Source organism: Halobacteriovorax sp. RT-2-3, assembly GCF_047085075.1.
Lineage (GTDB): Bacteria > Bdellovibrionota > Bacteriovoracia > Bacteriovoracales > Bacteriovoracaceae > Halobacteriovorax_A.
Genome location: NZ_JBKIYF010000002.1, coordinates 289,091 through 315,630 on the forward strand (window position 1 = coordinate 289,091; position 26,540 = coordinate 315,630).

The 26,540-nt window shown below is 36.2% G+C and carries 25 protein-coding genes; 8 read left to right on the plus strand and 17 right to left on the minus strand.

Annotated elements, in window-relative coordinates; translation table 11 throughout:
- Positions 1 to 10: 10 nt before the first annotated feature.
- Complete coding sequence (locus tag ACMAYX_RS07160) at positions 11 to 1,306, minus strand: sensor histidine kinase (protein WP_412471842.1); 1,296 nt, start codon at positions 1,304 to 1,306, stop codon at positions 11 to 13.
- A 224-nt stretch (positions 1,307 to 1,530) separates the two neighbouring features.
- On the opposite strand from ACMAYX_RS07160, the gene ACMAYX_RS07165 reads away from it, so the two are divergent.
- On the plus strand, positions 1,531 to 2,544 hold the full coding sequence (locus tag ACMAYX_RS07165) for a hypothetical protein (protein ID WP_412471841.1): 1,014 nt from the start codon (positions 1,531 to 1,533) through the stop codon (positions 2,542 to 2,544).
- A gap of 71 nt (positions 2,545 to 2,615) precedes the next feature.
- Here the strand turns inward: ACMAYX_RS07165 and ACMAYX_RS07170 are convergent, their stop codons facing one another.
- Both ACMAYX_RS07170 and ACMAYX_RS07175 read right to left on the minus strand, forming a co-directional pair.
- Complete coding sequence (locus ACMAYX_RS07170) at positions 2,616 to 3,662, minus strand: hypothetical protein (RefSeq protein ID WP_412471840.1); 1,047 nt, start codon at positions 3,660 to 3,662, stop codon at positions 2,616 to 2,618.
- A 138-nt stretch (positions 3,663 to 3,800) separates the two neighbouring features.
- Positions 3,801 to 4,226 (minus strand): OsmC family protein, encoded by a 426-nt coding sequence (locus tag ACMAYX_RS07175; protein WP_103218195.1) that lies wholly within the window; start codon positions 4,224 to 4,226, stop codon positions 3,801 to 3,803.
- A gap of 220 nt (positions 4,227 to 4,446) precedes the next feature.
- On the opposite strand from ACMAYX_RS07175, the gene hemN reads away from it, so the two are divergent.
- The gene (gene hemN, locus ACMAYX_RS07180) at positions 4,447 to 5,781 is read left to right on the plus strand and encodes an oxygen-independent coproporphyrinogen III oxidase (protein WP_412471839.1); all 1,335 of its coding nucleotides are present in this window, start codon (positions 4,447 to 4,449) and stop codon (positions 5,779 to 5,781) included.
- Here the strand turns inward: hemN and ACMAYX_RS07185 are convergent.
- Positions 5,776 to 6,552 (minus strand): ZIP family metal transporter, encoded by a 777-nt coding sequence (locus ACMAYX_RS07185; RefSeq protein WP_412463230.1) that lies wholly within the window; start codon positions 6,550 to 6,552, stop codon positions 5,776 to 5,778. The genes hemN and ACMAYX_RS07185 overlap by 6 nt on opposite strands.
- 190 nt (positions 6,553 to 6,742) lie before the next feature.
- Here ACMAYX_RS07185 and ACMAYX_RS07190 point away from each other — a divergent pair, with 190 nt between their 5' ends.
- The gene (locus tag ACMAYX_RS07190; RefSeq protein WP_021268045.1) at positions 6,743 to 6,928 is read left to right on the plus strand and encodes a hypothetical protein; all 186 of its coding nucleotides are present in this window, start codon (positions 6,743 to 6,745) and stop codon (positions 6,926 to 6,928) included.
- Positions 6,929 to 6,939: 11 nt separating this feature from the next.
- Here the strand turns inward: ACMAYX_RS07190 and ACMAYX_RS07195 are convergent, their stop codons facing one another.
- Complete coding sequence (locus ACMAYX_RS07195; RefSeq protein WP_412471838.1) at positions 6,940 to 7,902, minus strand: alpha/beta hydrolase fold domain-containing protein; 963 nt, start codon at positions 7,900 to 7,902, stop codon at positions 6,940 to 6,942.
- Positions 7,903 to 8,138: 236 nt separating this feature from the next.
- On the opposite strand from ACMAYX_RS07195, the gene ACMAYX_RS07200 reads away from it, so the two are divergent.
- Positions 8,139 to 8,666 carry a hypothetical protein gene (locus tag ACMAYX_RS07200; RefSeq protein ID WP_103218199.1) on the plus strand — a complete coding sequence of 176 codons (528 nt, stop codon included), beginning with the start codon at positions 8,139 to 8,141 and terminating at the stop codon, positions 8,664 to 8,666.
- A gap of 100 nt (positions 8,667 to 8,766) precedes the next feature.
- Here the strand turns inward: ACMAYX_RS07200 and ahpF are convergent, their stop codons facing one another.
- The 4 genes from ahpF to ACMAYX_RS07220 all read right to left on the minus strand — a co-directional run bounded on the left by ahpF (position 8,767) and on the right by ACMAYX_RS07220 (position 12,381).
- Positions 8,767 to 10,317: an alkyl hydroperoxide reductase subunit F gene (ahpF, locus tag ACMAYX_RS07205; RefSeq protein WP_412471837.1), complete on the minus strand. Its 1,551-nt coding sequence runs from the start codon at positions 10,315 to 10,317 to the stop codon at positions 8,767 to 8,769.
- 73 nt (positions 10,318 to 10,390) lie between these two features.
- Positions 10,391 to 10,957, minus strand: coding sequence for an alkyl hydroperoxide reductase subunit C (gene ahpC / locus ACMAYX_RS07210; protein ID WP_103218201.1), 567 nt, complete (start codon positions 10,955 to 10,957; stop codon positions 10,391 to 10,393).
- A 170-nt stretch (positions 10,958 to 11,127) separates the two neighbouring features.
- Positions 11,128 to 11,754 carry a carbonic anhydrase gene (locus tag ACMAYX_RS07215; protein ID WP_103218202.1) on the minus strand — a complete coding sequence of 209 codons (627 nt, stop codon included), beginning with the start codon at positions 11,752 to 11,754 and terminating at the stop codon, positions 11,128 to 11,130.
- 57 nt (positions 11,755 to 11,811) lie between these two features.
- On the minus strand, positions 11,812 to 12,381 hold the full coding sequence (locus ACMAYX_RS07220; RefSeq protein ID WP_412470184.1) for a manganese efflux pump MntP family protein: 570 nt from the start codon (positions 12,379 to 12,381) through the stop codon (positions 11,812 to 11,814).
- An 84-nt stretch (positions 12,382 to 12,465) separates the two neighbouring features.
- Between ACMAYX_RS07220 and ACMAYX_RS07225 the strand changes: the two genes are divergently transcribed.
- Positions 12,466 to 13,452 carry a hypothetical protein gene (locus tag ACMAYX_RS07225; RefSeq protein WP_412471153.1) on the plus strand — a complete coding sequence of 329 codons (987 nt, stop codon included), beginning with the start codon at positions 12,466 to 12,468 and terminating at the stop codon, positions 13,450 to 13,452.
- Here ACMAYX_RS07225 and ACMAYX_RS07230 read toward each other — a convergent pair.
- Positions 13,449 to 14,447 (minus strand): hypothetical protein, encoded by a 999-nt coding sequence (locus tag ACMAYX_RS07230; protein ID WP_412471836.1) that lies wholly within the window; start codon positions 14,445 to 14,447, stop codon positions 13,449 to 13,451. The genes ACMAYX_RS07225 and ACMAYX_RS07230 overlap by 4 nt on opposite strands.
- Positions 14,448 to 14,620: 173 nt before the next feature.
- On the opposite strand from ACMAYX_RS07230, the gene ACMAYX_RS07235 reads away from it, so the two are divergent.
- Both ACMAYX_RS07235 and ACMAYX_RS07240 read left to right on the plus strand, forming a co-directional pair.
- Positions 14,621 to 15,400, plus strand: a complete 780-nt coding sequence (locus ACMAYX_RS07235; RefSeq protein ID WP_412463237.1) for a TIGR02147 family protein — start codon at positions 14,621 to 14,623, stop codon at positions 15,398 to 15,400.
- A 127-nt stretch (positions 15,401 to 15,527) separates the two neighbouring features.
- Positions 15,528 to 16,031 carry a hypothetical protein gene (locus ACMAYX_RS07240; RefSeq protein ID WP_412471835.1) on the plus strand — a complete coding sequence of 168 codons (504 nt, stop codon included), beginning with the start codon at positions 15,528 to 15,530 and terminating at the stop codon, positions 16,029 to 16,031.
- A 23-nt stretch (positions 16,032 to 16,054) separates the two neighbouring features.
- Here the strand turns inward: ACMAYX_RS07240 and ACMAYX_RS07245 are convergent, their stop codons facing one another.
- The 4 genes from ACMAYX_RS07245 to ACMAYX_RS07260 form a co-directional block, all read right to left on the minus strand.
- Complete coding sequence (locus ACMAYX_RS07245; protein WP_103218204.1) at positions 16,055 to 17,464, minus strand: PQQ-binding-like beta-propeller repeat protein; 1,410 nt, start codon at positions 17,462 to 17,464, stop codon at positions 16,055 to 16,057.
- A complete protein-coding gene (locus ACMAYX_RS07250) occupies positions 17,418 to 19,709 on the minus strand; it encodes a PEP/pyruvate-binding domain-containing protein (RefSeq protein WP_412471834.1) in 2,292 nt (763 codons plus the stop codon). The genes ACMAYX_RS07245 and ACMAYX_RS07250 overlap by 47 nt, the downstream gene beginning before the upstream one ends.
- A gap of 91 nt (positions 19,710 to 19,800) precedes the next feature.
- A complete protein-coding gene (gene mtnP, locus ACMAYX_RS07255; protein ID WP_103218206.1) occupies positions 19,801 to 20,637 on the minus strand; it encodes an S-methyl-5'-thioadenosine phosphorylase in 837 nt (278 codons plus the stop codon).
- A gap of 5 nt (positions 20,638 to 20,642) precedes the next feature.
- A complete protein-coding gene (locus tag ACMAYX_RS07260; RefSeq protein ID WP_103218207.1) occupies positions 20,643 to 21,236 on the minus strand; it encodes a class I SAM-dependent DNA methyltransferase in 594 nt (197 codons plus the stop codon).
- A gap of 118 nt (positions 21,237 to 21,354) precedes the next feature.
- Between ACMAYX_RS07260 and ACMAYX_RS07265 the strand changes: the two genes are divergently transcribed.
- Positions 21,355 to 24,339 (plus strand): hypothetical protein, encoded by a 2,985-nt coding sequence (locus ACMAYX_RS07265; RefSeq protein WP_412472268.1) that lies wholly within the window; start codon positions 21,355 to 21,357, stop codon positions 24,337 to 24,339.
- Here the strand turns inward: ACMAYX_RS07265 and ACMAYX_RS07270 are convergent, their stop codons facing one another.
- Genes ACMAYX_RS07270 through ACMAYX_RS07280 form a run of 3 tightly spaced genes read right to left on the minus strand, consistent with a single transcriptional unit; the run spans position 24,340 to position 26,533 of the window.
- Positions 24,340 to 24,807, minus strand: coding sequence for a chalcone isomerase family protein (locus ACMAYX_RS07270; protein ID WP_392992712.1), 468 nt, complete (start codon positions 24,805 to 24,807; stop codon positions 24,340 to 24,342).
- The gene (locus tag ACMAYX_RS07275; protein WP_412471832.1) at positions 24,800 to 25,492 is read right to left on the minus strand and encodes a fatty acid desaturase; all 693 of its coding nucleotides are present in this window, start codon (positions 25,490 to 25,492) and stop codon (positions 24,800 to 24,802) included. The genes ACMAYX_RS07270 and ACMAYX_RS07275 overlap by 8 nt, the downstream gene beginning before the upstream one ends.
- A 21-nt stretch (positions 25,493 to 25,513) precedes the next feature.
- Positions 25,514 to 26,533 (minus strand): SAM-dependent methyltransferase, encoded by a 1,020-nt coding sequence (locus ACMAYX_RS07280; protein WP_103218211.1) that lies wholly within the window; start codon positions 26,531 to 26,533, stop codon positions 25,514 to 25,516.
- Positions 26,534 to 26,540 lie beyond the last annotated feature (7 nt).

Below are 26,540 nucleotides of genomic sequence, written 5' to 3' on the forward strand. Positions count from 1 at the left end.
AAAGTACTTATTATATCATTGGAAATTTTAAAGTCACGCGTGAGCCACTATTTGGCATATTTTCGATAAAGAGAGCTGCGCCATGCTTTTTAAGAAAAGAATGAACAAGTTTTAAACCTACGCCTGTACCTTTCTCACCTTTTGTTCCAGTCTTTACATGAAATGTCTGACCACTTTGAATTCCATCAATTACAATTTCTGGAACCCCTTCTCCTTCATCACAAATCTCAATAGCATAACCGTCATGTGCCGCTCCCTTAACAATAATCTTCTTCCCTTCAGGAGAGAATTTGATGGCATTTGAGATGATATTACGCACACAAGTTTCAATCATATTACTATCATGATTAAAGATATAATCTTCTAAATCGACTTCAATCACAAGGTCTTTAGTTTGCGCCAATTCATAAGCAAATTCGACAGCACTTGTAATTGTATCCTTTATATTTAACTCTTTTGGACTATATCCAAGACTCTCATTACTTGTAAGTGCCCAGGCCAATAAATCCTTTAATAAGGCATCTGTCTTCTTGGCCGACTTAATAATACGATCTTGATAGAGCTTAATTCTCTCAACAGATAATTCTTCATTTCGTCTAGAAACAAGAGATGCTGAAGATAGGATAACTTGTAATGGGCTCTTTAAATCATGAGCAATTGTTGAGATTACATCGTCTTTTGTTTTATTGAGTTCTTCAAGACGACGATTTGAAATATAAAATAATCTCCACGCTCTATTAAACATCGAACGAAATGCAAAGAGAACAATGTTAAGGGATAATAGGATAAAGATTTTATAGAAATGTTTTTTTAGATCAACTGATTCATTTAAAATTGGGATGATGACAAATAGGCCAAAGAGAATAACACAATTAATAATAATTCCATTTAATCTTCCCGGTAGCATGACGTAGAAAGATGTCGTCATGATCATAATACCAGCTAGAAGCGTAGTACTCGTCCCCATAATCATAAAGGTCATTAGGGCGACGATGATGACAGAAACTAATTTAATAAGGAATAAGTGTGTTTCAATTTTTTCATTATAGTCACTCTTTCTAAAAGCGATGAAAAAACCAAGTCCATAAGCAACAAGTAGCGCCCTAAAGAAAGTAAGAATATTTGCTGAACCAAAAGTATAGACTCGTTGATAGTCGGCCAGAATACCTGCAAATAGCAACAGGACACAGCAAACTAAATACGACAATAAAGTGTATGTACGATCCTTTGGCCATGACGTTTGAAGATAGCTTCTCTCTTCATCACGAGACTTAAATTCCCCAAAGGAATTGATTAGGGCTTCCAATAGTTAATCCTTTAAATTTAAATACGTAAACAATTAGTCTTTACTACATTTATACAAGAGATTCGAGAAAAAAGATTGTGGTGTGAAAAATTACAGGCTTGTAATTCTCATAAAAACAGACACTTAGAAAGATTGAACAAGTGATTATTTTGTTCGACATTTAGTCGGCCAAGGAAATCTTTCAATTTAGAGAAGTGCTTAAAAATTGCGTGTTATTCATAATTATGAAGAAAATCACACCTCTAATTATTGCACCTTTAATGAGCTTTAGTATCTATGCAAGTGATATTAAGTTAAAACTACTCGACTTTCATCAAATACAAGAAGAGCTTAAATGCGAAACTGACTACCCTTACTTATCTTCTGCATTTAAGGTGAAAAAAACGGACTCTATCGATTGTTCAGATGTAGAGTGGGCCAATAACGCCTTAGCGAAAGTAGCAAAACTTAGAAATGATGCTCCTATTGTGAATATAGAGATTCTATCACGAGATAATGGTGCTTCATTTGATATTGGTGAAACAATTCGCATCCCTCTTCACTTAACATTCACAAACCAATGGGGACAAGTCTTTAACTCCTATAGCATTGGAACAGATGCCATTTTATATCATGAGTATTCTCATGCAATATTTGGCAAAAGAATTGGAAAGAAATTCTATCCAAAATTAAAGGCACTAGCAGAAAGGTTATCTCGCTTTAAAGTGAATCGCCATAAGGCATATGCTGAGGGGAATCCTCGAAATGTTGTCCAGTACTACACAAAGCAAATTGAAGTTATTGAAGAGAGGATTAAAAGTCATAGTGAACTTGAAAAATACCACCTTTCATCTTCATATAATGAGCTATTTGCTGATTTAGTAGCGGTACTTGTTACAAATAATCGTAATGCTATTTTTAATGCTCTTTATTATGATGAAATGACAGACGATGCATACCAGCTGACAAAGCTTAGGTCTTTTGAAGATCAAAATACAAAGTATGATAACCGCGGTTTATACGAAGAACACGGTGAATTAGCATTAGTTCGCCAGTATATTGGAGAAGAAATACTTCCAAATATTTTCAAGAAAGAAAATGAAGAACAACTAAAGAAAGATTTGATTGAAATAGTTCTAGACTCAATTGAGTCACAAATGGATATGCGAATTCGTAAGTCTGCCTACAAAGTTTCACCGATGCAAAGTAATACTGCCTTAATTGAAGAAATTAAAGAGCGATACCAAACAACAAAATAATTAATCATTTCATTTATTAAATTCACAAGTACGGCCTTATTATAAAGCCGTACTTGTCTTAATTACTTGTATTAGTTTTCAAGAATTGATGTAAGATAAATTAGGTCATAATAAGTTGCTAAGAATAAATCAGGATCACGATCTGCAAGACCTTTATAATATTCAAATGTGTCTTCTTTTCCATCCTCAAAGTACTTTACGAGAGCACGAAAGCTACGTGAATTAATTGAATGATGTCCTACAATCGTTGCCGATAACTTCAGAGTCTCATTAAGATCATATTTCAAAACATTTTTATTATAATTTTCAATCTCTCTTTGCGCAGCTATTAACACAGGTGAAAGCAGATAAACTCCACCTCCCTGTTTTACTATTTCACCAGCAAAAGGACTCACCTTATCACTTGCCAAGTAAGGCCCCATATACTGACTATATGTTTTTCTCAAAAGTGCTCTATTCATTCCAATTCGCTTTAATCCTTTCTTTTGGGCCAAAAGAAATAATGCATTAACCTCAGCAAAGGACTCAGATTCATGGACTCCATGTCCACTTGGAGGCGATTGATAATTCATTGGAAGATAAATATCATCTAAGCAATGTGAAAGCTCATGATAGAGAGAAAAATAATATAGTTCTTCAAGGGAGAATAGTCGCTCAATTTTTGAGAAGTCAAAGTCTTTATAAACATCAACTCGATCATCATGTCCAAGAGATCTTTTCACTTCACTTGGTAGATCATTAATTATTCCATTTGGAAGAACGGCACAAAATTTAAATTCCTTACTCCATCCCCCTTTCATAAAAGGTAGAGCTGAAGCAGAGCCATTTAATACGCCAAAATATGGGATGAGATTTATGGCCTCATTTCTCTCCAATTCAATACCAAATTTTTGAATCATATATTCGCTAAGGAGCTTAATTTGTTGTTCCTCTGTATGCCCCTTGAGTATCGGTACGACTTCACTCTTATCAAAAATAACGATTGGATAGTTTTTAACATTTCCATATTCCGCATTTAAAACTTTAATTTCATTTGAAAGAGTTAATTCGAGATTGGAGGCAAACACTCCGCTTGCCAGCAAGGTGACTGCTAGGAACTTATTAAATAATTTATTCATATTTTGGCCTTGTTAACTTTGTCGCATTTAACCATATTTCAATGCCTTCGAGTGGTTAAATAGTTACTTTTACAAGGTCGTCGAAGTTTTGGACATCCAATAAGTGGGGAAAATTCCCCACTTATAGATACTGTGAAATTAAGCTACTTTAATTTTTGGATTTAGAGTAAATTTGCAATTCATTGAATTGGTAACAAGGCACTTGTGTTGAGTTTCCTCTAATAACTTTAGATAATCATCAACATTTTCCTTACCACGAACAACAAGGTGTGGTTGAATTTCAACTGTAGTGAATGTAAGCTTCCCATCTTTTCTTTCGAGCTTGGCATCTGCTTTTACATCGAGGGTATCCCAATCCATTTTTCGCGCCTGGGCCAGGGCCTTAAAGCTTAAGAGGTAGCAACTTGAAATACTTGCTGAAAATAAATCTTCAGGAGACCACTCTCCTTCTGGTCCTTTAAATTCAGGAGGAGCTGTCGCTTCCAAATTCTGTTTACCTTTAGAAGAAATCTTCATTCTTCCATCATTTCTCTCACCGTGGGTGTTGGTACTGTAAATACTCATATATACTCCAATGTTCTCGTTATCTTGCTATCTTAAAGTCTTTTGGGAAGCAGTGGCCTTAAAGAATTCCTTATTTTTGTTTAACAACTAAACAAGGCCATAATCTTTGAAGCTTGAAAGAATTGAAAACAGATTCAACTTGCACTACAAGCAAAAACCTAAGCTACGTCATCTTTTTTTTGCTCATATTCTTCTAATATTGCCCTTAGGAGTAAAAAATATGATTAAAGACAGTCTTGTTCAAAAATATAATGTACCAGTTCCACGCTACACAAGCTTTCCAGCAGTGCCCTATTGGACGGGAGCACCATCTCAGGAGATGTGGTTTGAACACCTCAAAGAAGGTTACGATAAGTCTCAAGGAGTAGAACTCTATATCCATGTCCCATTTTGTGAAAAACTTTGTTACTACTGCGGTTGCCATCGAGTTATTTCTAAGAATAAAAATCGCGGTATTGAATATGTTGATTTTCTCTTAAGAGAATGGGACCTCTATCTCGAACAAATGGGTGATATTAATATCTCGTCAATTCACCTTGGTGGCGGAACACCTAATTTCTTAAATGAAGAAGCATTTTCTACTTTATTAGATAAATTAAAGGAGTCGATTGATGCTAAAGAGTTTAAAGGCTCAATTGAGATAGACCCACGTACTTGTTCAAAATCGCAACTAGACCTTTATAAGAAGCTTGGATTTAGTCGATTATCAATGGGAATACAAGATTTTGATCCAGTTGTTCAAGAGGCAATTGGGCGTATCCAACCTTTTGAAAAAGTAAAAGAGCTTGTGGACTATTGTCGTGAAATTGGAATTGATGACATAAACTTTGATTTAATCTACGGCCTTCCTTATCAGACACTCGATACAGTTGAAGCAACAATCGAGAAGGTCATTTCACTTAAGCCGTTACAAATTGCATTCTATAGCTATGCCCACCTTCCATCTAAGATTAAAAATCAAAAGTTAATCCCAGAGGAGGCTCTTCCAGAAGGAGCACTTAAGCGAGCTCTTTATGAACATGGCAAAGGTCTACTTGAAAATCATTCTTACAAAGAGATTGGGCTAGATCACTTTGCAAAATCAAATTCACAGCTTTATCAAGCAAAGCAGGAAGGAAAACTAAGAAGAAACTTTATGGGTCATACTCATAAAAGTTCACCAATAATTATTGGCCTTGGTTGCTCTTCAATATCTTCTTCAGCAAAAAGCTTTGTACAAAATGAGAAGAACGTAAAAACTTATTTCGAATCAATAAGTAAGAGAAGGCTTGCCATTTCCACAGGCCATATCCACACGCAAGAAGATATCGTTGTAGAAGAGATCTTACAAAATTTCTTTGCGACAAATAGCGTTTCAAAGAAAGACTGGCAAAGCCTCAAGAATGCTTCACACATTAATAGTAAAATTTGCGAACTAGAAGAAGATGGCCTGATTACAAATAGTGATAAAATAATTGTCACTGATGATGGCAGACCATTTATGAGAAATATTGCGAGTATCTTTGATCATCATTTGATGAGATCAAAACAAAATAGTGGTTCACGTGCACTATAGATAGAAATCTATCGTAAGCATTGTCATCACACCAATAATTACGCCAAGAGTTGCATTTCTCTCATGCCCTTGCCTAAAAAGCTCGGGTAGCATCTCTTGGCAAATTACAAATAACATTGTCCCTGCAGCAAAACCTAGTGCAATCGGAAGACTTTGAGTTGATATACTAGTTGCTAAAAAACCAACACCTGCAGCAACTGGTTCTACAAGGCCAGAAAGTAAGGCCATCAAGAAAGCACGGTTCTTAGTTGCACCTTCATTTAAAATTCCAAAAGCAATAACAAGTCCTTCAGGAATATTTTGTAAAGCAATGGCCAGAGCAAGCGCCATTCCTCCAGCATGGTTTCCACCACCGAAGCCCACTCCAACAGCAAGGCCCTCAGGTATATTATGAAGCGCGATGGCCAAAGTGATTAACATAACCCGACTTAGTTTGCGCTCGTGGCCACCAAGCTCCATATCGCTTTTCTTATTAATATGTTTATGGGGTATTAGATCATGAACAAAAATGATGAAGACATAGCCTAAGAATAGACTTAATAGAAAAATAGGCATTGCCATTGAAGCAGAATAGAGTTTCTTTGCCTCTTCCAAACCAGGGGTTATCAGTGAAACAAATGATGCAACTAGCATGACTCCTGCACTAAAGCCCATTGCGATATCAAGTATTTCTTTTGAATAATGCTTCTTCAAATAGATAGGTAATGCACCTATTCCTGTTGCAAGGCCCGCAACTAATACTCCAGAGATGGCCATATAATTTGCACTCATAAACTCTCCTCTTCCCCTCTGTTTAAAGGAGAATATATTAATTTTACGGAAATTCTGCGCCAGACAATATTCGATTAAACTAAAGCTTTGATAGTTATTAACTATCAACTATAAGCTCTTGATAATTTGCATATTTTTACAATCTAATGGATAATTTAAGTCACACAACACACATCGACAGGGAGCACACATGAGTCAATTGACGCCACAACAAAAAGAAGAATTACTAGCGGAAATCACACTTCTAGAAGGACAACTTACTGGAAATATGATGGAAGATATGGATATTCGTGGCAGAATTCACAATATTAAAATGAAGCTTGATGGCGTAAAACCACCAGAAAGTTTTATCGATTGTATCGGTTGTGGTTCATAAAAAAACTTAACCTAACGATCAAACTCACTTTTTAATAAAGATATAATCTGATTAATAGCGAATCTGGACTCCCTAAGATGAGGCATTTCAATAAATCCGTGCATCATCTTAGGGTATTCGAAATAGCGGTATGGCCTATTTTCTTCTTTTAGACGATTCTTTAATTCCTTGGCATCTGGGTAAAGAATATCGTGAGTACCTGTAAAAATATTTATTTCAGGCAGATCATCTAACTCCCCTCGAAGTGGACTAATACGATAATCATCCTCTGCAAGATCTTCAGCGAAGATATGACCTAATTCTCTTATCCCCTTTCGATCCAATACCATTTCATGCTCATCAATATCCTCAATTTCAGGATTACTCATACTAATATCAAGCCAAGGAGAAAGTAATATGATCGAAGATGGAAGAGGATTACCTTCATTTCTCATTTGCTCACATAGTGCAAGTGCAAGACAGCCTCCTGCCGCATCTCCCATGACAATAATATTTTCGGCCCCTACTCTTTGTGCTGTTTTCTCAAAAGACTCCCTAATCATCGACAGAGCGTCTAAAACACTGCCATGAGGAACGAGCGGGTAATCAGGCACGATGATTTCGATATCAATATTTCTCATCAATTGAGTTAACAAATGAAATTGGCCGACATTCATATTGTAGATAAATGCTCCACCGTGAATATAGAAAACAGTTTTTAGGCATTCTTTTTTTATTGGACGAAATTGAAAGAGATTTCTATTTTGAATTTGCATACAATGAATATCAAACTCGTGATAAAAAGCACGAGGTATGCTTGCTTCATTTGGTATTGGGTCTTCTTTTTTCTTTTCAATAATTTTAGAAAAAATTTTTCTTAGCTGTAGAATTCGAAGACTACCTTTTGAAACAAAGGAACCAAAACTTTCATCCTCTTGGTAACGAAACTCTGTATCGATTGGATAGTGATCTTTTTTTAATGCCTTATTTCCCATAAGTTTAATATCGGTGAGATACCCATGGGGCCACAGATAAGAATGGCCAAATTCTCTTTAACCCAGAATTAAGACTCGCTGCAACACGACTCACAGAACCTCACAAAACACTAATATTTCAAAAATATTGTCCTAAAACTAAGTAAATTGTATCTAGTGTCACAACTTACAAAACACAATGTTTTGTCAATTTTAACCCGCTGTACTATGTAGAGTAGTAACTTAGGAGCTTATCTATGAAAACTTTATCGCTAATTGTTTTATCAATGTTAATTCCTGCTTTTGCTAGCGCAAATGCTCCAGAGCTAAAGAGCTACTTTAATGATCTAAGAAATGACTACAAATTATTCAAAGACTGTAACCTATATGACATTTACAGTAATCAAGATCTAAGCGCTGGTGATGAAGCACAAAAATGTTATGAATTCAAAATCACGAAAATAACATTTAAAGTTGCTGAGATCCTAGGCGGAGAACTTGAGCTAATTAATATCCATGACGATACAAGCTTTGATATGAAGTTCACTTTGGCAAAGGCACTTCGCTCAAAAGACTATATGGGTGGACGCTATACTTCACCAGATGGCGAGTACGGATCATCAACAGGTTTTAAAAATGCATATAAAGTTGGCGACCTCTACCTTTTTCAATACGAGTCGACAGGTGGAGAATGGGATAATATGCACATAACAACGAAGTACTTTCTACTTAATAAAGCGGGTGAATTACTTGGAAGATATAGCGTAAGTGCTTCAATCGATTAATGAATCTAAAATTTAAAAAGCCCCTCACGCATGAGTAGAAGATGAGGGGCCCCCTAGATTTCTCTAGATTATTTATGTAACGCAGAGAGAGTTATTGCGTTTACACAAGCATTAAATCTTCAAAGGCAGAAAGACCTGCTTTGGCCCCTTCTCCCATTGCGATAATAATTTGTTTATAAGGTACGATTGTTACATCTCCGGCCGCATAAATACCTTTCTGACTTGTACGACACTTATCAGTTACAACAATTTCCCCAAACTTATTCTTTTCAACAAGATCCCCAAGGAAGCCACTATTTGGCACAAGTCCGATCTGAACAAAGACACCATCAAGGTCAACTTTTTTCATCTCACCTGTTGCACGATCTTCATACTCTAGACCAATTACTTTTTCCCCGTCCCCTACAACTCTTTCTGTACGAGCATTTTTAACAATCGTAACATTTGATAGAGATTCTAATTTCTTTATAAGAACAGAGTCAGCTTTAAGCTCAGGTGCAAATTCAAAAAGAGTAACAGACTTTACAATACCAGCAAGATCAATGGCAGCTTCAACCCCTGAGTTACCACCACCAACTACACTGATGTCCTTGCCTTTGTAGTAAGGCCCATCACAGTGTGGGCAATAAGCAACACCACGACCGATATATTCTTTTTCACCGTCAACACCAAGCTCACGCCATTTAGCACCTGTTGCAATAATAAGTGCTTTAGTTTGAACAGTTTCTCCACTATTTAGAAATAATGTTTTCACATCACCATTTTCAATATTATCAACGCGGCGATGCTCAAGTGTTTTAATATCATACTGTGACATATGTTCATTAAGGGCCGCAGATAAGTGCGGACCTTCTGTATATGGAATTGAAATAAAGTTTTCGATACCTTTAGTATCTTGCATCTGACCACCAATGCGATCAGTAATAACGGCCGTTTTAAGCCCTTTACGAGATGAGTAGATTGCAGATGAAACTCCAGCAGGGCCTCCTCCAATAACGATAACATCGTATAGGCCAAGTTCTTTCGTTTCACTTGAAATAGATGCTTCTTCTTTACCAAAGCGTGCTTCTAGCTTTTCAAGTAAATCAACAAGTGATGACTTTCCAGAGTGTACGAGATCATCGCCATCAATAACACTTGGAACACCTTGTATCTTAAGTCTTGCAATCTCATCTTGCTCAAACTCTCCATCAACCATTTCGTGAGAGAAGTCCTCTTTAAAGATGGCCATTAGATTTAGCGCCTGAACGATATCAGGACAATTTTCACAAGATAGTGAAATATATGTTTTAAGGCTTATCTCACCTTTAAGTGCTTTAATTCGATTAATAATCATCTCATCAGGAAGCTTTCCTTTAAGATCACTATTTAAGATAGCAAGGATAAGTGAAGTAAACTCATGCCCACCTGGAATTCCTGAAAACTTAATTCCATTTGCCTTGCCGTTCACATGAATTTCAAAATGTGGATAGTCGTAATTTTGTCCACTAGACTTTGCCACAACCTTTGGAGAAGTAGTCGCAATACTCTCTAGCATCTCAACAAGCTCTTGTTGTTTAGCATGTGCTGACTCATTGTAGACAAGACCAATCTCACTCTCTAGCTGAGCATAGACTGACTTTAATTGTTCAATGATTCCACTATCTAACATAATTACTCCAATCAAATTTTAGGACAGGCCCAAGCAATAAAGCCTGGGCCCAAAATATCGTTGAGAAAAAATCTTAGATTTTTCCTACAAGGTCTAAACCTGGCTTAAGTGTTTCAGCACCTGGCTTCCACTTAGCTGGACATACTTCATCTGGGTGAGCTGCGATGAACTGAGCAGCTTGCACCTTTCTCATTAGTTCGTCAGCATTACGTCCAATTCCATTGTCGTGAATTTCAGCAAGTTTGATTTCACCTGCTGGGTTGATTAGGAAAGTCCCTCTGTAAGCAAGACCTTCTTCTTCGATATGAACACCAAATGCTCTTGTAAGCTTACCAGTTGGGTCAGCTAGCATTGGATACTTAATTTTCTTGATTGTATCTGAAGTGTCATGCCAAGCTTTGTGTGTGAAGTGAGTATCAGTTGATACAGAGTAAACCTCTACACCCATTTTTTGGAATTCTTCATACTTATCTGCCATGTCACCAAGTTCAGTTGGGCATACAAATGTAAAGTCTGCTGGATAGAAGAAAAGGATTGACCATTTTCCTTCTAGATCATTAGCAGTAACAGTTTTGAACTCTTCATTGTGGTAAGCTTGTACACTGAAATCTTGTACTTTTGTGTTAATTAAAGTTTGCACTATTCATCTCCTTTAGAAGTTTTAATAAGTGATATTCTACTTATAAGATTCTTCCATCAGAGGTGATTTTTATCTAATATTAATTATCTAATGCTTGATAGATGACACCTATGAAGCCATGCAGCAACACAGGTGCATATGTAATTGTAATCGTTTAAAACTTAATTAGTTTAATCTAGATGATAGATTTCCATGATATTTTCTAGAGTTTTTTCAAAGTCGATATTTAAATCTTTAAGCTCTCCCGAGTGAACATCAAAGACCCAACCATAAACTTTTAGGCCTCTTTCACGGTTCGCTTTTTGTACGGCAGCCGTTTTAATAGCATTGATACATTGCTCTTGAACATTAAGCTCAACTAGACGCTCATAGCGCTTGTCTTCATCTTCAATTGCATTAAGTTCATTTTTATGAGTACGATAAACATCGCGAATATTTCTAAGCCATGGATTTAGAATTCCAAGGTCTTGGCTTTCCATTGCGGCCTTAACACCACCACAACCGTAGTGCCCACAAACAATGATATGATCAACTTTTAAGTGATCAACAGCATAGTTTAGAACACTCATTACATTAAGATCGATACTGATAACCATATTGGCGATATTTCTGTGAACGAAGATCTCACCAGGCCCGGCACCCATTACCTCTTCGGCCGTAACACGAGAGTCAGAGCATCCGATATAAAGAAAATTAGGATTTTGTCCTGCACCTAATTTATCGAAGTATTTTTCGTCTTGCTTTAATTTAGACTGAACCCATTCTTTGTTATTTTCAAAAATCTTTTTGATATCCATATAACTCACCTATTTCTTTTTTTGCAAAATCATAAGTGAATAAATTGGATTTGCCAATTATAGCCCTTCTAGCAGGAATTTCACTGCAAGGCTTTGTAAAATTATCGCTGCAATGATGCTAAAAACTGGCCCTAACTTATCAGAAGCACGTTTAGCAATGCTCATTCCCACGATTGTCGAACAAAATGCCCAAACTCCAATTGAAGTAATATACGGAGTTAAAACTTTACCCGATGCGCCAATTGTCACCCCAACAGCAAATGCGTCAAGGCTTGTGGCAAATGAGACGAGGATAACCTTTAACAGACTATGGAATTGTTTTGGCTTCTCTTCTTCATCACCATTCTTACCACTTAGCTCTTCATAGCCCTCATAGGCCATGTGTATAGCAACAGCTGTTAAGAGACCAAACGAAATCCAATGATCGATATAATCGAATTGAGCAATAACTTTCGCACCAGCGATAGCACCAATGAAAGCAACAAGAGCTTCAGCACCACCAGATGAGAACGCAAATTTCAGAGTATCGCTGAATTTATGAGGTCTTGCCCCCATTGCAACAGCAGCAGAAAAAGAGTCGGCACACAGAACAAGCCCAATAACTATAACTTCAAAATAATTAATCATAGAACCTTTATAATACGTAGAGCTATTACAGGCAATTATTAAAATACTATTCGATTTGTTAAATATTTACTATTGTCCTTATAGATGAAAATATTATTAGCACTGCTTATCTCAACCTTCTCGTTGGCAACAAATTCTTTTGTTGATGAAGTTGATACTTACTTTCAAAGTAATGAATTAACTAAAGTTCGAAATCAGTCTGAGTTTCAAATCGATAAGTGTCACACTCAATTAGAAAACCAAAACTCCTTTGGTGAGACTCTCCACTATTTCATAAAGGACTTATCATCAAAGAGATCAACGTTTCTTCACGTAAGCAGTATTTATAAGATGCCTACAAAGATGGAAGATCAAGAGCGAGTCGGACTTTTAAGTCATCCGCTATGTCCCGTAACAAAAGAATCTCTATCAAAGACGATTAAGAATATACCAGATGAGATGACGATTGAATTGGCCAATCGTTTTGCTCGTGAACATAATGAGCTTAGAGAGCAAGAAGATCGCGAAGAGCTTCAACAGCTATGGGGAAAATTCTTTGGCTGCCTTGCTTACACTGAAAGTTTAACGACAGCGGACTTCGCTGCGAGTGAGAAACTCGCAAAGAAATATGCTCCAAAAAATTACAAAAGACCTCAAGGGGTAAAATTCTATTACGATAAATGGCAGCCAAAAGTGAGTCGTTTAAATATTGGCCTCTATCAATTCACGCCAAACTATGGTGGAAATATAAAACCTTGTGTGGATTCATGGAATCATTATTATTCAAATGAAAGTTGTCAGATAAAGAATAAAAAGAAAGATGCGTTGATTAATGCTTTCGGTTCCACTACTCAGCATTTCAATGCTTATTGTGGAGTTCATAAAGTCATTGAAGCATTTTCAGTACAATTAAATACTTCAGAAAAAAGATTCACTCATCCACAAAATCAAGAAGGTGGAAAACTTAAGGGCGCAAGTGAAAGATGTGTCACTCCTCACTTCTATGCAGGTTGGTCATACAATCATTTTGGGCCACTACAGAACTCGACAAAGAATAATCTAAAGAAGCTTATGTCTTGTCTCTACAATTAAACACCAGTACAGCTTATAACAAGTTTACCTTTATCAAACTCAATTGACTTACGCCCTTCTACAGCTCCATCAAAAACGATAACTTCAGGAAGAATAGGTTCTACTTCAAACTTAGGCATTACTGAGTTTGCGAAGGGCTTTCCTTCTCTTAATTCAATGCGAAGGTACCCAGTTGAGATGACATAAGAGATCATATAATTGAAATGATTTCCCATCATCAAAGGAACTCCACCAGAGAGAATGCTATGCTTTACACCAGAAGCGGCACCTGAGTGGAGACGATTTAACTGATCAATATATGAAAAAGAACAAGATACATTATTGAAAGATGATTGCTCTTTTGCATCGACAACGAGAAGAGAGCTTAGATTATAAGTTCCTTCTTCATGCCCTAATAGACCTAAGTATTCATGAAAAACGATCTTTAACTTTTCATGATCATTAAGTGACTCCCAACGCTGTTGATTAACGTGAATTTCTAAGGTCTCAGGAAAGTTCTTTGCAACAAAGCCACGCTCATTACGACAACGGTAATCACCGGCCCTTGAGCAAAGTTTATAATTCACAGAGAAGACTGCCGTCTTTTCAACAATTAAATCCAATAGATCAAGATTGATATCATCAAAGATACTATGCTTTGAGAAAAGAAGTGCCTGTTGCCCTTCAATTTGATCACGAAGCTTCGCTCCAATTTCAAAGAATTCAGCTGCGATATCATCACCACCATTTCCTTCTCTTCCAAGGCGCAATGCCTGATCAAGAATATTTTCGTCAATATTAAAATCTTCTGGACGATCTTTTAATATCTCTAAAACTTGAATTCTTTCTTCGATATTTTTCTTTAATAGAAAGCTCTTATTAATCTTTGTTTCTTGTAAATTAATCTCAGGCCTTGCAACCCTTAGACTTGCACGAATTTGTTTTGCCTTTTCGTTTGCTGAAGCAGAAAGCATCTGAGTTAGAAGAATCGATAAAATAATAAGTTTCATTTTCATAAGCTAAATCATATCGGCCAACTAAGAAATATTAGGCCCTTATGTAAAATATCTCCATGGTGTCCATATCTTAAGCAAATGCCAAGTTACTGATTTCACAGACTTTTATTATAGATTTTGTGACGATAACTTTATCTGGAACTTCCTTCAAAGATGCCTCATACTTATAGCTAATGGATTATTTAGAATTACTCACAAAAATACTTGAAGAAAAGAAATCAAAGAATAAACGCTTTTCAATGCGCTCCTTTGCTAATTACCTCGATATGGACCCAGGTCTTCTTTCTAAATACTTAAATGGTAAACGTGAAATTCCGGATGCCTTCATTGAATCAAGAGCTAAACTACTGGGAATTACAGAAGAAGAGCTTTCTAAGATTAAAAAAGAAGTAAGATCTAAAGAGGTTATAAAGTCATTTCGCCTAAAAAATCCAAAAGAAGAATATACTCGTGTCGATATGATTCACCAAGAGGTCATTAAGAATTGGCAGTATTACGCTATCCTCGAACTAATGAAAGTTAAAGGCTTCGATCCAACAGCAAAGTGGATTGCGGGAGAGCTCCATACGACTGAAGAGTATGCACAAAGCCTAATTGATGACCTTGTTGAAGCAAAGTTGTTAGAAGTTCGTGATGATGGTGATTGGCTAGATCTTACGGAAGGAAGCTCTACTCATGCTCTTAGTGATGAAGATATCAATATGGCCAACAAAGAATCACAACGTCGTATTCTTGATCTTGCAAAGCTTGCCATTGACGAAGTCACTCCCGAGTTTCGTGAGCAATCATCAATGATGATGGCAACTAATAAGAAAAAAATTGAAGAGGCAAAGGTGCTGATTAGGGACTTCAGGCGTAAGCTTTGTGATTTTCTAGAAGACACAAATGAATATGATTCAATCTATCAGTTAAGTCTTTCACTTTTTCCGCTCAGTGGGAAAAAGAAGAAATAACTCCTTAAAATTATTAAAAGCTGTAGTATTTATATGATGACAATCGAGGGTCAACACATTGGCCCCTGCTCATATTGAGCGCAGTCCTCCTTTCGATTACATTGGCAAAAAACAAAAGGAGAACAACATGAAAACTTTAATTTTAATTGCAACATTAATCCTATCGATCCAATCATTTGCTGCCGGAAAAATCAAACATGAAACTTGTAATGTTGTGATGGCAAAAGGTCCTTATTACGGAACATTTGCAAATTATGATATGCCAAAAGATTACTTTGATAAATTTAGACAAGCTTTTGAAAGTAAGGGATATAATGTTGTCGATCAAATGAGAATCGGAACTTATCATGATCATCCATATGTTCATCAAAATGCTAATGATCAAAAGGCCCTAGCTTTCTTTTATCGTGCTACTTACCAAATCATCTCCGGAGATCTTAGAGGTGAAAGCTCAGATGACCACTTATGCCGTATGAGTGTGGAGCTTTATAAAAATAATTATAAAGTGATCTCTAAGGAAGTAACAACAAGTACTGAAGTAAGCTTATTTAAAAATCAGTACAGAAAATCAATTTGTAATAAAGTATTTAGAAATTTCAAAAAATCGATTCCAAAATGTGAGATCAAATAAAAAAGGGCCTCTAAGGCCCTCTTCTAATTAACTGTATTCTTATAATATTTGATACTACCCTTCATTCCAAAGATCAAATGACCTTGGTCGAGAATCAGAGAATCCGCAAAAACACTTTCATCCCCAAACTCAATGGAATTAATCACTTTCCCGTCATTTAGGCCAAGATAAGAAATTTTACCCTTGCGATCAGAGAAAATAAGCTTTTCACCGTCATACTTAACTGACGAATAGTTGTAGCCAATTTTCTTCTCACGACTGGCGTACTTCCACTCTAGTTTAGAAGTAATGCTATTCCACGCATAGACTCTTCCATCAAAGTCATTAAAGACAATAAGGTCATCAAAAACAATTGGCTTACCAATGACAGGAGAATCGATACTGATAGAACTAACTTGTTGGCCAATAGAATTTAAACAGACAAGTCCACCTAGTTCAGACTTAACGTGAAGCTCCCCCTGAATAAAACAGATATTATCTCTTGTGGCCACTGGCCCATACCAACTTGAAAGTGGTAGTTCTTCTTTCCATAAAAGCTTTCCAGACTTTACATCTAGTTTGTAAGCATAAGGTCTTGCTTTACCAATATCCTCTTCAGGAACTCCACTTGCTACATAGACTGCATTATCCTTCACAAGAACAAAGGCATCCATGTGTCCACCTTTGTATTGCCAGATTAGCTCCATTGAATTTGGATCAATTGCATAAAGACCGTCACCACCAGCAGATTGAAAGAGGTAATCCTTCCCATCAATTTCTGTAATAACAGGAAAAATTTCAGTGTGACCTTTAGTTTGAAAAGAACCCACTACTTTCTTAGCAATAGGATCAAATTTATAAACCCTCATATGATGAGAAGCGTGAAGACCTTCTCCAAAATATAGGTATCCTTTATAATAGACTGGAGTTGGAGACAGAAACTTCCCAAAGAAAATCTTATTTTTAATAGCACCAGAATTAATATCAATGACAAAGAGATTTCCCTCTTTTGAGCCAACAAATAACTCATCACCAACCACAACACCAGAAGCAAAAATTCCTTCTTCGACACTTTGTTGCCAAATCATTCCTTCCTGTGCTTTTAAAGGAGCTTTTGAAAAACTAGTATCTTTATTCACCAACTCCTGCACAAAAAGAGGCACAGGGCCATGCTTTAAGTATTGATATGCTTCCATCCCACCATAAATAAGAACGTTAAAGATCATAGCAGAGATTAGAATCTTTGGTTTTAGTAAGACCTCAAGTAACTTCTTAGGGCCCTCGGCCTTTAACTTAATACCAAAAAGACCTGCAATAAATGTTGCAACGACAGTGATACCAGTACTTAGGAAAGCAAGAGGTAATAAAACAGTAGGAACAATTGAGTAACTAAAGTCGCTACATAAACTATTGCATGAGTTTAATTGATCCAGTATTTCCATCAACGAAAACATCTTCTCCACCTTTAAATTTTAAATGACACTGTTTAATTCCACTAACCGCAGGAATCCCCATCTCTCTGGCAACAATTGCACAATGAGATAAAACTCCTCCACGCTCAACTATTATTCCACTGGCCTTAGTAAAAACAGGAGTCCAGCCTGGGTCTGTTGACTGGGCCACAACAATTGCATTTTGAGGCCAATCAATTTCTTTCCAACTTGCAGGGTTACTAACCACCACGATCTTTCCTCTAACAACACCAGAAGAGAGCCCCTCACCAATGAGATCATTTGAGCTACTATCTTCTTTGCCATCAATGACGGCCTTAATTTCTTGCAAAGAAGTAACAGTTGAAAAATTAAAGTTCTTAAATAATGCTGCTCGCTCTTTTCTTTCTTTAATTAGCTCAAGCATTGATGATTCAAAACTTAATATTTCTTCTTTAGTAAGAAAGAAAATATCATTTTCATCTTCTAAATTAATCCTTCTTGCCTTTTCAAGAGCAAGAAAGCGTATATGAGCATAAGGTCTTAGAATGGCCATCTTCCACTTCTCTCTAAGCTCAAGCAATTGCTTTAAAATTTTCCATTCTTCTAAGATAAGAGTCTTCTTAAAAGATCTCATCCCCATAATTTCTGCTTCAACATCAATAAAGGAGTGAGCATTTTTATCCTGTACATATTTTTCTAAGGGATAATCATAAAATGCATCATCACCAATTTCTGACCAGCGCTTAGCACTTAAATCTAATTCACCTGGTCCACGATGGCCGTAGCGAGCAAGAAAAAGGGGTCTGACATTAGGCTTTGCACAAGCTTTTTTGAAGTAAAGCCCCATATTGTATGTTTCAGAATTGATTCCCGCTCCAGACCACTTCTTAATCATTTGATCTGCTGCTTGCTCAGAATAAATACTTTTAAGAAGAGAAATCAATGTTTGAATTGTTGTTTCAGTTAGCGATATTAAAATGTACGGCCACTCTAAAGTTCGATTACTGAAAATTGTAATCTCTTTAGAAAGACGGCCATTAATATCTTCCTCACTCCAGTCTTTATAGATTGAAGGATCATTCGGTCGCTTTGAAATTGTTGTAATCTCCAGCAGCTCTTTTGAAGCTTGATCAATAACTTCCTGACGATGAGTATTAATCGAGAGTCCAACCTTAAGCATACGCCACATTGTTTGTGGTGTACTAAAAAGAACCTTTGGAGTTATTTTTGAGAAATGAAACTTTAAGTGTGGCCTTGGCATTGGTTCAATCGAATAAGGAATAGGTCCAAAGTACATCTGCCCAAGTTTGCTCAGATTGATATAATTTCGTCCAAAGACTTCATCCATAATGGATTCATTACCTTTAAAGCCAACATAGCCTAATTTACGAAGGGCCTTATCAAAGGCTTGATCTTTTTTAAATGACTCTGACCATATCTGAGTAGTTAAAGTCGTAGGAGAAACAGTCCATTCTGCAAATGTCTGGCCATCCCATACTGTATCATCAGAAAATGATTGAGATAGTCTTTCAAGTTCATCATGGGCCAGTTTTTTAAGATTTGTAATTGAAGCCTTGGCAGTAATTGGCCTCGCTTGCAAAAGATAAACCTTACCTGCTTTATCAATTGCCCATTCAATATCAAAGTCATCTTGATATTTATCTTCCACAAGATTAGCGAAAGCAACAATCTCTTTTACTTGATCTTGAGTGATATGTTCACTCTGTGAATCTTCTTCACTTAGAATAATTGGAGTACGTTTACCAGAAACTAGGTCCTCACCGACTCCATCAATATATTCAAGCATCCAAGTTTTATACTTACCTCTTGGATCTTTAGAGAAGTAGACACCTGAATATGAAGGGTCAATCATACGCTGAACAACAACATTCATAGGAACTTCTTTATCAGATCCTAAAAAATGTTTACGATATGCTTTAGAGGACTCTTTATGAATAGAATTGAAACAATTTTCAATTGCGTGCTCAAGATCTGTATCGTTATTCACATATAAGAAAGTTGAGTTTTGACCTGCAAAACTATTCTCTTTTGAATCTTCACCTGTTGCTGAACTTCTGACAGCAAGTGAGTATTCTCCATCGCGAGCAAAGCTAAAAATTTCAGCTAATTCTTCTTTAGTTGGTAGAGCGTCTAAGATAATCCCATTAGGAACAACAATCCCCATTTGGGCCATCATTGCTAGCATATAGGCCTTGCCGCCAACTTCTTTCTTCTCTTCAGGGAGATCCTTAAAATAATACAACATAAACGCCTTCCTCTTCTTGATAAATTTATATCGTTTACGAGACAGTCATTACATGACAATCGTCACCTTTTGTCACATAAAATGCCAAAAATCAGGAAATTAGCGTCTTAATTATATCTGTTGAATCCTTAGGCCAAAAAGACGGTTCAGTTACGATGGCATTCTCATTGGATCTCTCAAACTTAACTTCATCATTAACTAAGCTCGGTATTAAATGAATTAACAATTCTTTAACATTCGAGACATTCTTATTAATGACATTTGTGATCTCCTCAAGAGAACATGCCTCATCTTTCCAGCAATCATAGTCCGTCACAAGAGCAACTGTTGCGTACGCCATCCCTGCTTCCTTTGCAAGATAGCTTTCAGGAACATTCGTCATGCCGATAACACTTGCACCAAAGCTGCGAAAAAGCTCAGACTCTGCTCGTGATGAATATTGTGGCCCTTCAATACAAATATAGCTTCCACCAAAGTGAAATTTTGTTTCGATCTTATCTGCTAATGTTTTAATTCGCTCAACAAGCCCCATTTCAATTGGCCCAGCAACAGAAACATGCCCCACAATACCATTTTCAAAGAAAGACCTTTTACGTAGTCCTTTAGTCCAATCAATGAATTGATCAGGAAGAAAGAAGTCACCAGGAGCAACTTCTTCTTTTAAAGAACCTACTGCAGATATAGAAATAACATGTGTAACGCCAAGTGATTTTAGCGCGTAAATATTTGCACGATAATTAATATCAGAAGGACTAATATGATGTCCTTTCCCATGGCGTGTAATAAAGTAGAATTCACTCCCATTGATTCTCAAATGATCAACATGACTACTTGGCATGCCAAAAGGAGTTTCAATATTTAATGATTCGACTTGTTCCATAAGGTCAAGATCATAAACACCACTTCCACCAATTACACCTATTTTCATATTACCTACTTATAAAACACTGCTAAGAATTGATTGTACTCACGACCGTTCTTTGTACGTGAATTAATTGTTTCGATCTTTACATTTAGATTTGCTTTATCTGCCCATGAAACGATTTCATCATTAGAAAATCCGAAATGTTTGACACCCATCCCTTTAGGGTCTGGATGAAAGCTTCCATCTTCTGATTCAAGATCAACGATGGCCATCTGACCACCTTCATTTAACATGGCAGCAAGTTTTGCAGTCATTTTTGCTGGCGAATCGAGATGATGAAATGTCATTGAGCTAATAATTAGATCAAATTTTTTATCAAGCTCTTGATTTTCTAAATCAATATTAATCGAATTAATATGATCAAAGTCACTCGATTTTTTATCAAATACCTCTAACATTCCTGTCGAAGTATCAACACCTGTAATACTTTTTGCATCATCAATGAACTCAAGACCAAAGAGACCAGTTCCACAACCAAAGTCAAGAAGGTCAACTTTTTGAGTCAGTTTCAGACGTTCTCTAGTTTTCTCTGCAAGTGTTTGCATTAGGGCAATCTTATCTTCAGAGTCCCAAGTGTTGGCCGCATGATTAAAATGTGACATATTTTTTCTCCATAAATGACTAATTTCTAAACGTTATAATATCTAATCAAAAAACATGTTAAAAGTCATATTTTTTCATCCTGTTCACCTTAAGATAAAGCTAAGAAAAAAAACATAAATGGTCGATAATATAGACATGAGGATGAGGCTCTTACTGCTATTTACAGGTATTATTACAATAAATACTTCAGTGCAAAGTAGCTCGTCCATAGAGTCTCACCAAGAATATGAAATAGCGGCCTGCCAAAGAATCACTTCAAATAATCATAACGATGAATACTATATTGGATGCGAAAATGGACGTATCAATTACTTTGATAATTTAACCTCACTGTCTAAGACTGCAAGTGCAATAGAAAGAAGTATTTATGAAGACAACATTCTAAGTGAACTTAAAGAATATACCATTAGTGAGCTAAAGAGAAACAAATCATACTTAGAGAAACTAAGAGAATGCTTACACAATTCTCGTCCGGAATGTCTTAAGATTAGAGAGACAATACTTAAGACAATTAGAACGGAAATTCCAAAACTAAGAGCAACCATGTCCATGATGGTTCCACCACCTAATTATCAAGGGATGATGCCAACACTTTATAATGCTTCAATAAAGCATAAGTTTCAAAATAAAGATTTGAAATCTCTTACTAAAGACGAGAAATTAAAAATTGAAGAAGAAGCAAACGCGATAAAATATCACTTTACACAAAGCTGGTTCAACGAAAATGCTGATAAGAATAAGTGTATTGAACAAATATCTCCTACTTCATATCGCTTTATCCCCTCAAAGGGGCGATACACTTGTGAGTCCTTTCATCAAAATAAACTCACTAAAGCAGTGAAAAATAAAATGTCAAAGTACCGTGATCAGTTAAAAAGTGAATATCACGAAAAATTAGCAAAAAACCCAATACTCGCACATATCGATCTTAGAGGTAACGAAGACAACAAAGAGATACTTAATGAAGTTACAAAAGTAATTTCAAAGTTGAGTGAGCAAACGAAACAATCAATTGATAAGCTTACACAACAAGATAAAGAGGATGATGTAACGTTAATTCGAAATGATAATATCCTAAACTCATTTATAAAAAATCGTGGTGCGACGAAAGTTTTGTGCGATATTTCGCAAGACTTGAAGGATCAAGAAGACTTCAATGAGATAAAAACAGACCTTGCTCTTGCTGGTGCTGCCTTAATAGGCGGTGGAATTTGTGCCTTCACGGCCGGTGTTGGATGTATTATTGGAGTTGGTATTGCTTCCGAAACGATTGGGATAAGTATTGCGCAAAATCGTTATGAAGATGCGGCATTAGCATTCAATTCAGGTTTAACAACCGCCAGACAATATGAAGATCGAAAATTTGAAAGAGATTTCACCCTTCTACTTGCCCCTCTTTCAGTAACAGGAGAACTCGTAGGTAGCGGCGTAAAAGTTGCAACAAAAGCAATTCGCTACACTCCTTCAGGCACAGGTATCGATTATGACTTTAATGGAATAAGGAAAAGAGACCTCTATCGTCAGTCTGTATTTAATGACCCAAGTTATAAAATAACATCTAAGACAGACTTTATCACAAAGTATGAAAACTATGTCCTTACAGGAGTAGAGCTGAACGGACGTTGGATTAAAAATGCCAGCGCAACAAATGCATCTCTCTATTTAGATATTGAAAATTCAGCACTTAAAAGACTTAATGATACGATTGGAGATAAAAGTCTTGTCACAGCTCTAACAAATGCACATAAAACTATTGTTGCAACTAAAATAAATGAGCTTTTAAAGAAGTACCCAAATATTGATATTGAAGTATATTCGGACTTCAAGTCGATGCGTTTTGCATTTGCACCAAAAGAACTATCAAGTGATATTAAAGCACAACTAACTAAAGAATTAAATAGCGTCTACCAAGAAGCAAATAGTGAATTTGCCAACATGGTAAAGACAATGGAAGGAATACCAGCAAATGAAAACATAAGGGGTTGGTTTCAGGCCGGCATTGGAGAAACTGCAGACGAAGCAGGACAGGCAGCAAAGAGAAGTCGCTCAATAGATCGTTCAGGACAGATTGCAAATTTTCAAAAAGTAAAATTCACAATAGAGGAAGAAGTTAAGAATATCACTAAGTACAATACTAAACTCAATACAAACCATCCACTATCTAGAGTAGGACTTATTGAGAAGGTTGGGCAATCACAAAACTATATTCCAACACTTGAAGTATTTGAGGTTGCAAGAAAAATAACTGGTCCACTAAATGGCCATGGCGAAACACTGGCAAATGAACTCAATCGTCGCTTTGGAAGCAAGCTATCAATCCAAGATGGCCAAGATCTTATGAATTACATCAGAAATCTCGATTCTTTAACTCCTGGACTTTGGTTAAAGCAACGAGTAAACGCAAACCTTAACACAGCAAGTTTTGGTGGCATGTCAGGTGATATCACAGGAATGGGTGCAAGAAATATACGTCAAGTTGCACTTGATATATTGAGAACTGAAAATCAATCCCCTAGTGATATCATTAAAGCAACGAGAGCAGGTGAACAACAGGTTACAGCTACATTTGATCAGATTAAAACTAAATTTAACCAAATCGTAAAAGATGTCTTAGATGAAAGACAAATTGAATATTTTGACGCTTGCAGTGGTGACGATTGTGTCATGATACCTTCAAAACAACTAACAGCTAAGGATGAGATTGCACTTGTTAGTCGGTTTTCTGCCCAAGAAAATCCATCGCAATATCGACTAAGCTTTATTCCATCAGGTGTGAAACAAAGTGAACGTACAAATTTGGCCGTCCACGGTGAATTAGTTGAAAAGCATCTTAGAAAGATTTTAACAGGTATTGGAGATGGAAAAATTCCTCACTCAAAGCTTAAGAACCTTACGATAGCTACTAAAATGCCATCTCAAATCAATAAGGGAAAAATAGATCTTATTATAGGTGTAAAAGAGCGACTTGAATTTACAAGACAAGAACAACTCCTCATCCAAAAAGCATTGAACGACTCTGTTGAGAAGGTAAATAAAGACCTAGATAGAGAAACACAGAAGAATACGAGTAACTATAGTGCAGGTGCCTTGGCCTGGATATAATTACTTTAGGAGGTCTCTCTTTAAATCTGAATCCACAGGATATTCACCAATCCATGGAGCGTGGGCCAATGAATAAAGTTTCTTATCATCTTTTTTCTCTAGAATAACTTTTTCATTTTTTTTAATAATTACATCGTCACCATTAATCTTATAGATAGATATAATATCTCCTTCTGTTACATCGACACTACTTTCGACAAGATCCTTAAGTTGCTTATCAACATCTTTGTAGTTCTTTAAAGATTCTCTCCACCCCTTTTGAGATAAAGACTTATCAATGTCTCGCAAATACTTAATCTTTATTAGCTCTACCTTTTTATCAACACTTGTTAAATAAGACACCTCATAGACATCCCAAACAAAATAGGAAAGTACGCCTTTCCCAACTAAGCGTAAATCATTACTGACAGCACTTGCATACAAGGAAAGAACTCCAAGCAATAAAAGTTTACTAATTAATCTATTCATAGCTCACCACCTTTGCCTTTTTCAAAAACTTAAGAGCAATAAAAGTGAAATCAAACTCAAATTTCTTATCTGCAAAATTCAAGCTATGCTCGTTTGCATGATGATTATTTTGATACAGCTCCCCCATCATAAGAAAATCAATTATAAGTGTATTCTTTGAATGATCATCGAGATCATGATTACGATAGCCATATTTATGACCACACCAGTTCACAATAGCACCATGAACAGGACCTAAAAAGCTATGGATAGGAACGAGTAATAGATACCAATATGAATCAGTGAATAATAAATACATGAGCGCATATAACACGACAAAGAGCAACCTGACGAATACGGAATCGGCAATAGCAACAACACTAGGATACCTCTCTTCTTGTGTCTCTGCGCTCATGTACTCTCTATAAGTTTGTAACATCATAGAGATAATATTTTTACTAACAACAGGAGAATGCGGGTCTCCAACTTCATCTGAATGCTTGTGATGATTTAAATGCAATGTACGGTAATGCTGTGGACGAAGAAAGCTTGGACCTTGCGAGAGAATCGTCAAGATTAAGAAAAACTTATCCCATGCAGGAGTTAGCTTACAAAGGCCATGCGAAATATAGCGATGTAAATAGAAAGACTGACAAAACAGCGATAAGTACCAATGTATAACTAAAAAGCTTATTGCAAAAACCATTACTTTCTCCGTCGAATTCGACTACTTCTTTTCAAATAGGAAGTGTCCTACAAACCACTCTTCACCATTGTCATAACCAAAAAGCTCCGCGCATGAAGCAAAGAAAATTTTCCAACGATGAAACCAAATATTTGCCTGATCTTCACCGTATGTATTGGCCATGACTTTCATAATTTCACTGCGCTTTTTTTCCATATTCAGAAACCACTGCTCAGAAGTTTCTTGATAATTAGCGCCATTAACTTTCCATTTTTCAACTAATTTAAAGCTATCCTGAACCTTTTCAAAAAGATCAAAACTTGGCATAACACCACCAGTAAAGAAGTAGCGGCCCATCCAATTGTCTTCACCTTGTGTTTCAAAGAAATAAGAAGCATCTTTATGACAGAAGATATGGATAAATAATCTTCCGTCATCTTTTAGCCAGGACGCGACTTTCTTAAATAACGAATTATAATTTCTCATATGTTCGAACATTTCAATTGAGACAATTCGATCAAACTTATTTTCGATATTAAAATCATTTATGTCGCAAGTTTTAATCTCTAAATTATTTAATGAACGCTCTTTAATACGCTCTTCAATAAACTCTCTTTGTCCATTTGAATTTGAGATAGCTGTAATTTTTGAGTTTGGGAATTTTCTTGCAAGAAAAAGACTCAGAGAACCCCACCCACAACCAAGCTCCAGAATGTCCATTCCATCGACAATTTGCGCTCTTTCACAATACTTTTCAAGCATCGCACTCTCTGCCTCATCAAGTGATGTTATTCCATTATCAAATAATGCACTTGAGTACTTAAGATTAGCACCTAGAACTAATTTAAAAAATTCAGGAGGTAGCTCATAATGTTGTTCATTTGCTTTATCAACGTCCTCGGCAATTAGTGATTTATTAAAGTCATTTATAATTCCAGACTTGTGAAATTCTAAATTTTTATTAATCTCATCCTTTCTTTGCTTAATGAGCTTTCTAATCCCCATTCTAATTAATGGATCAGGTATATAACCTCTTTCTGCGGCATTCATTAATATAGACATCTTATCC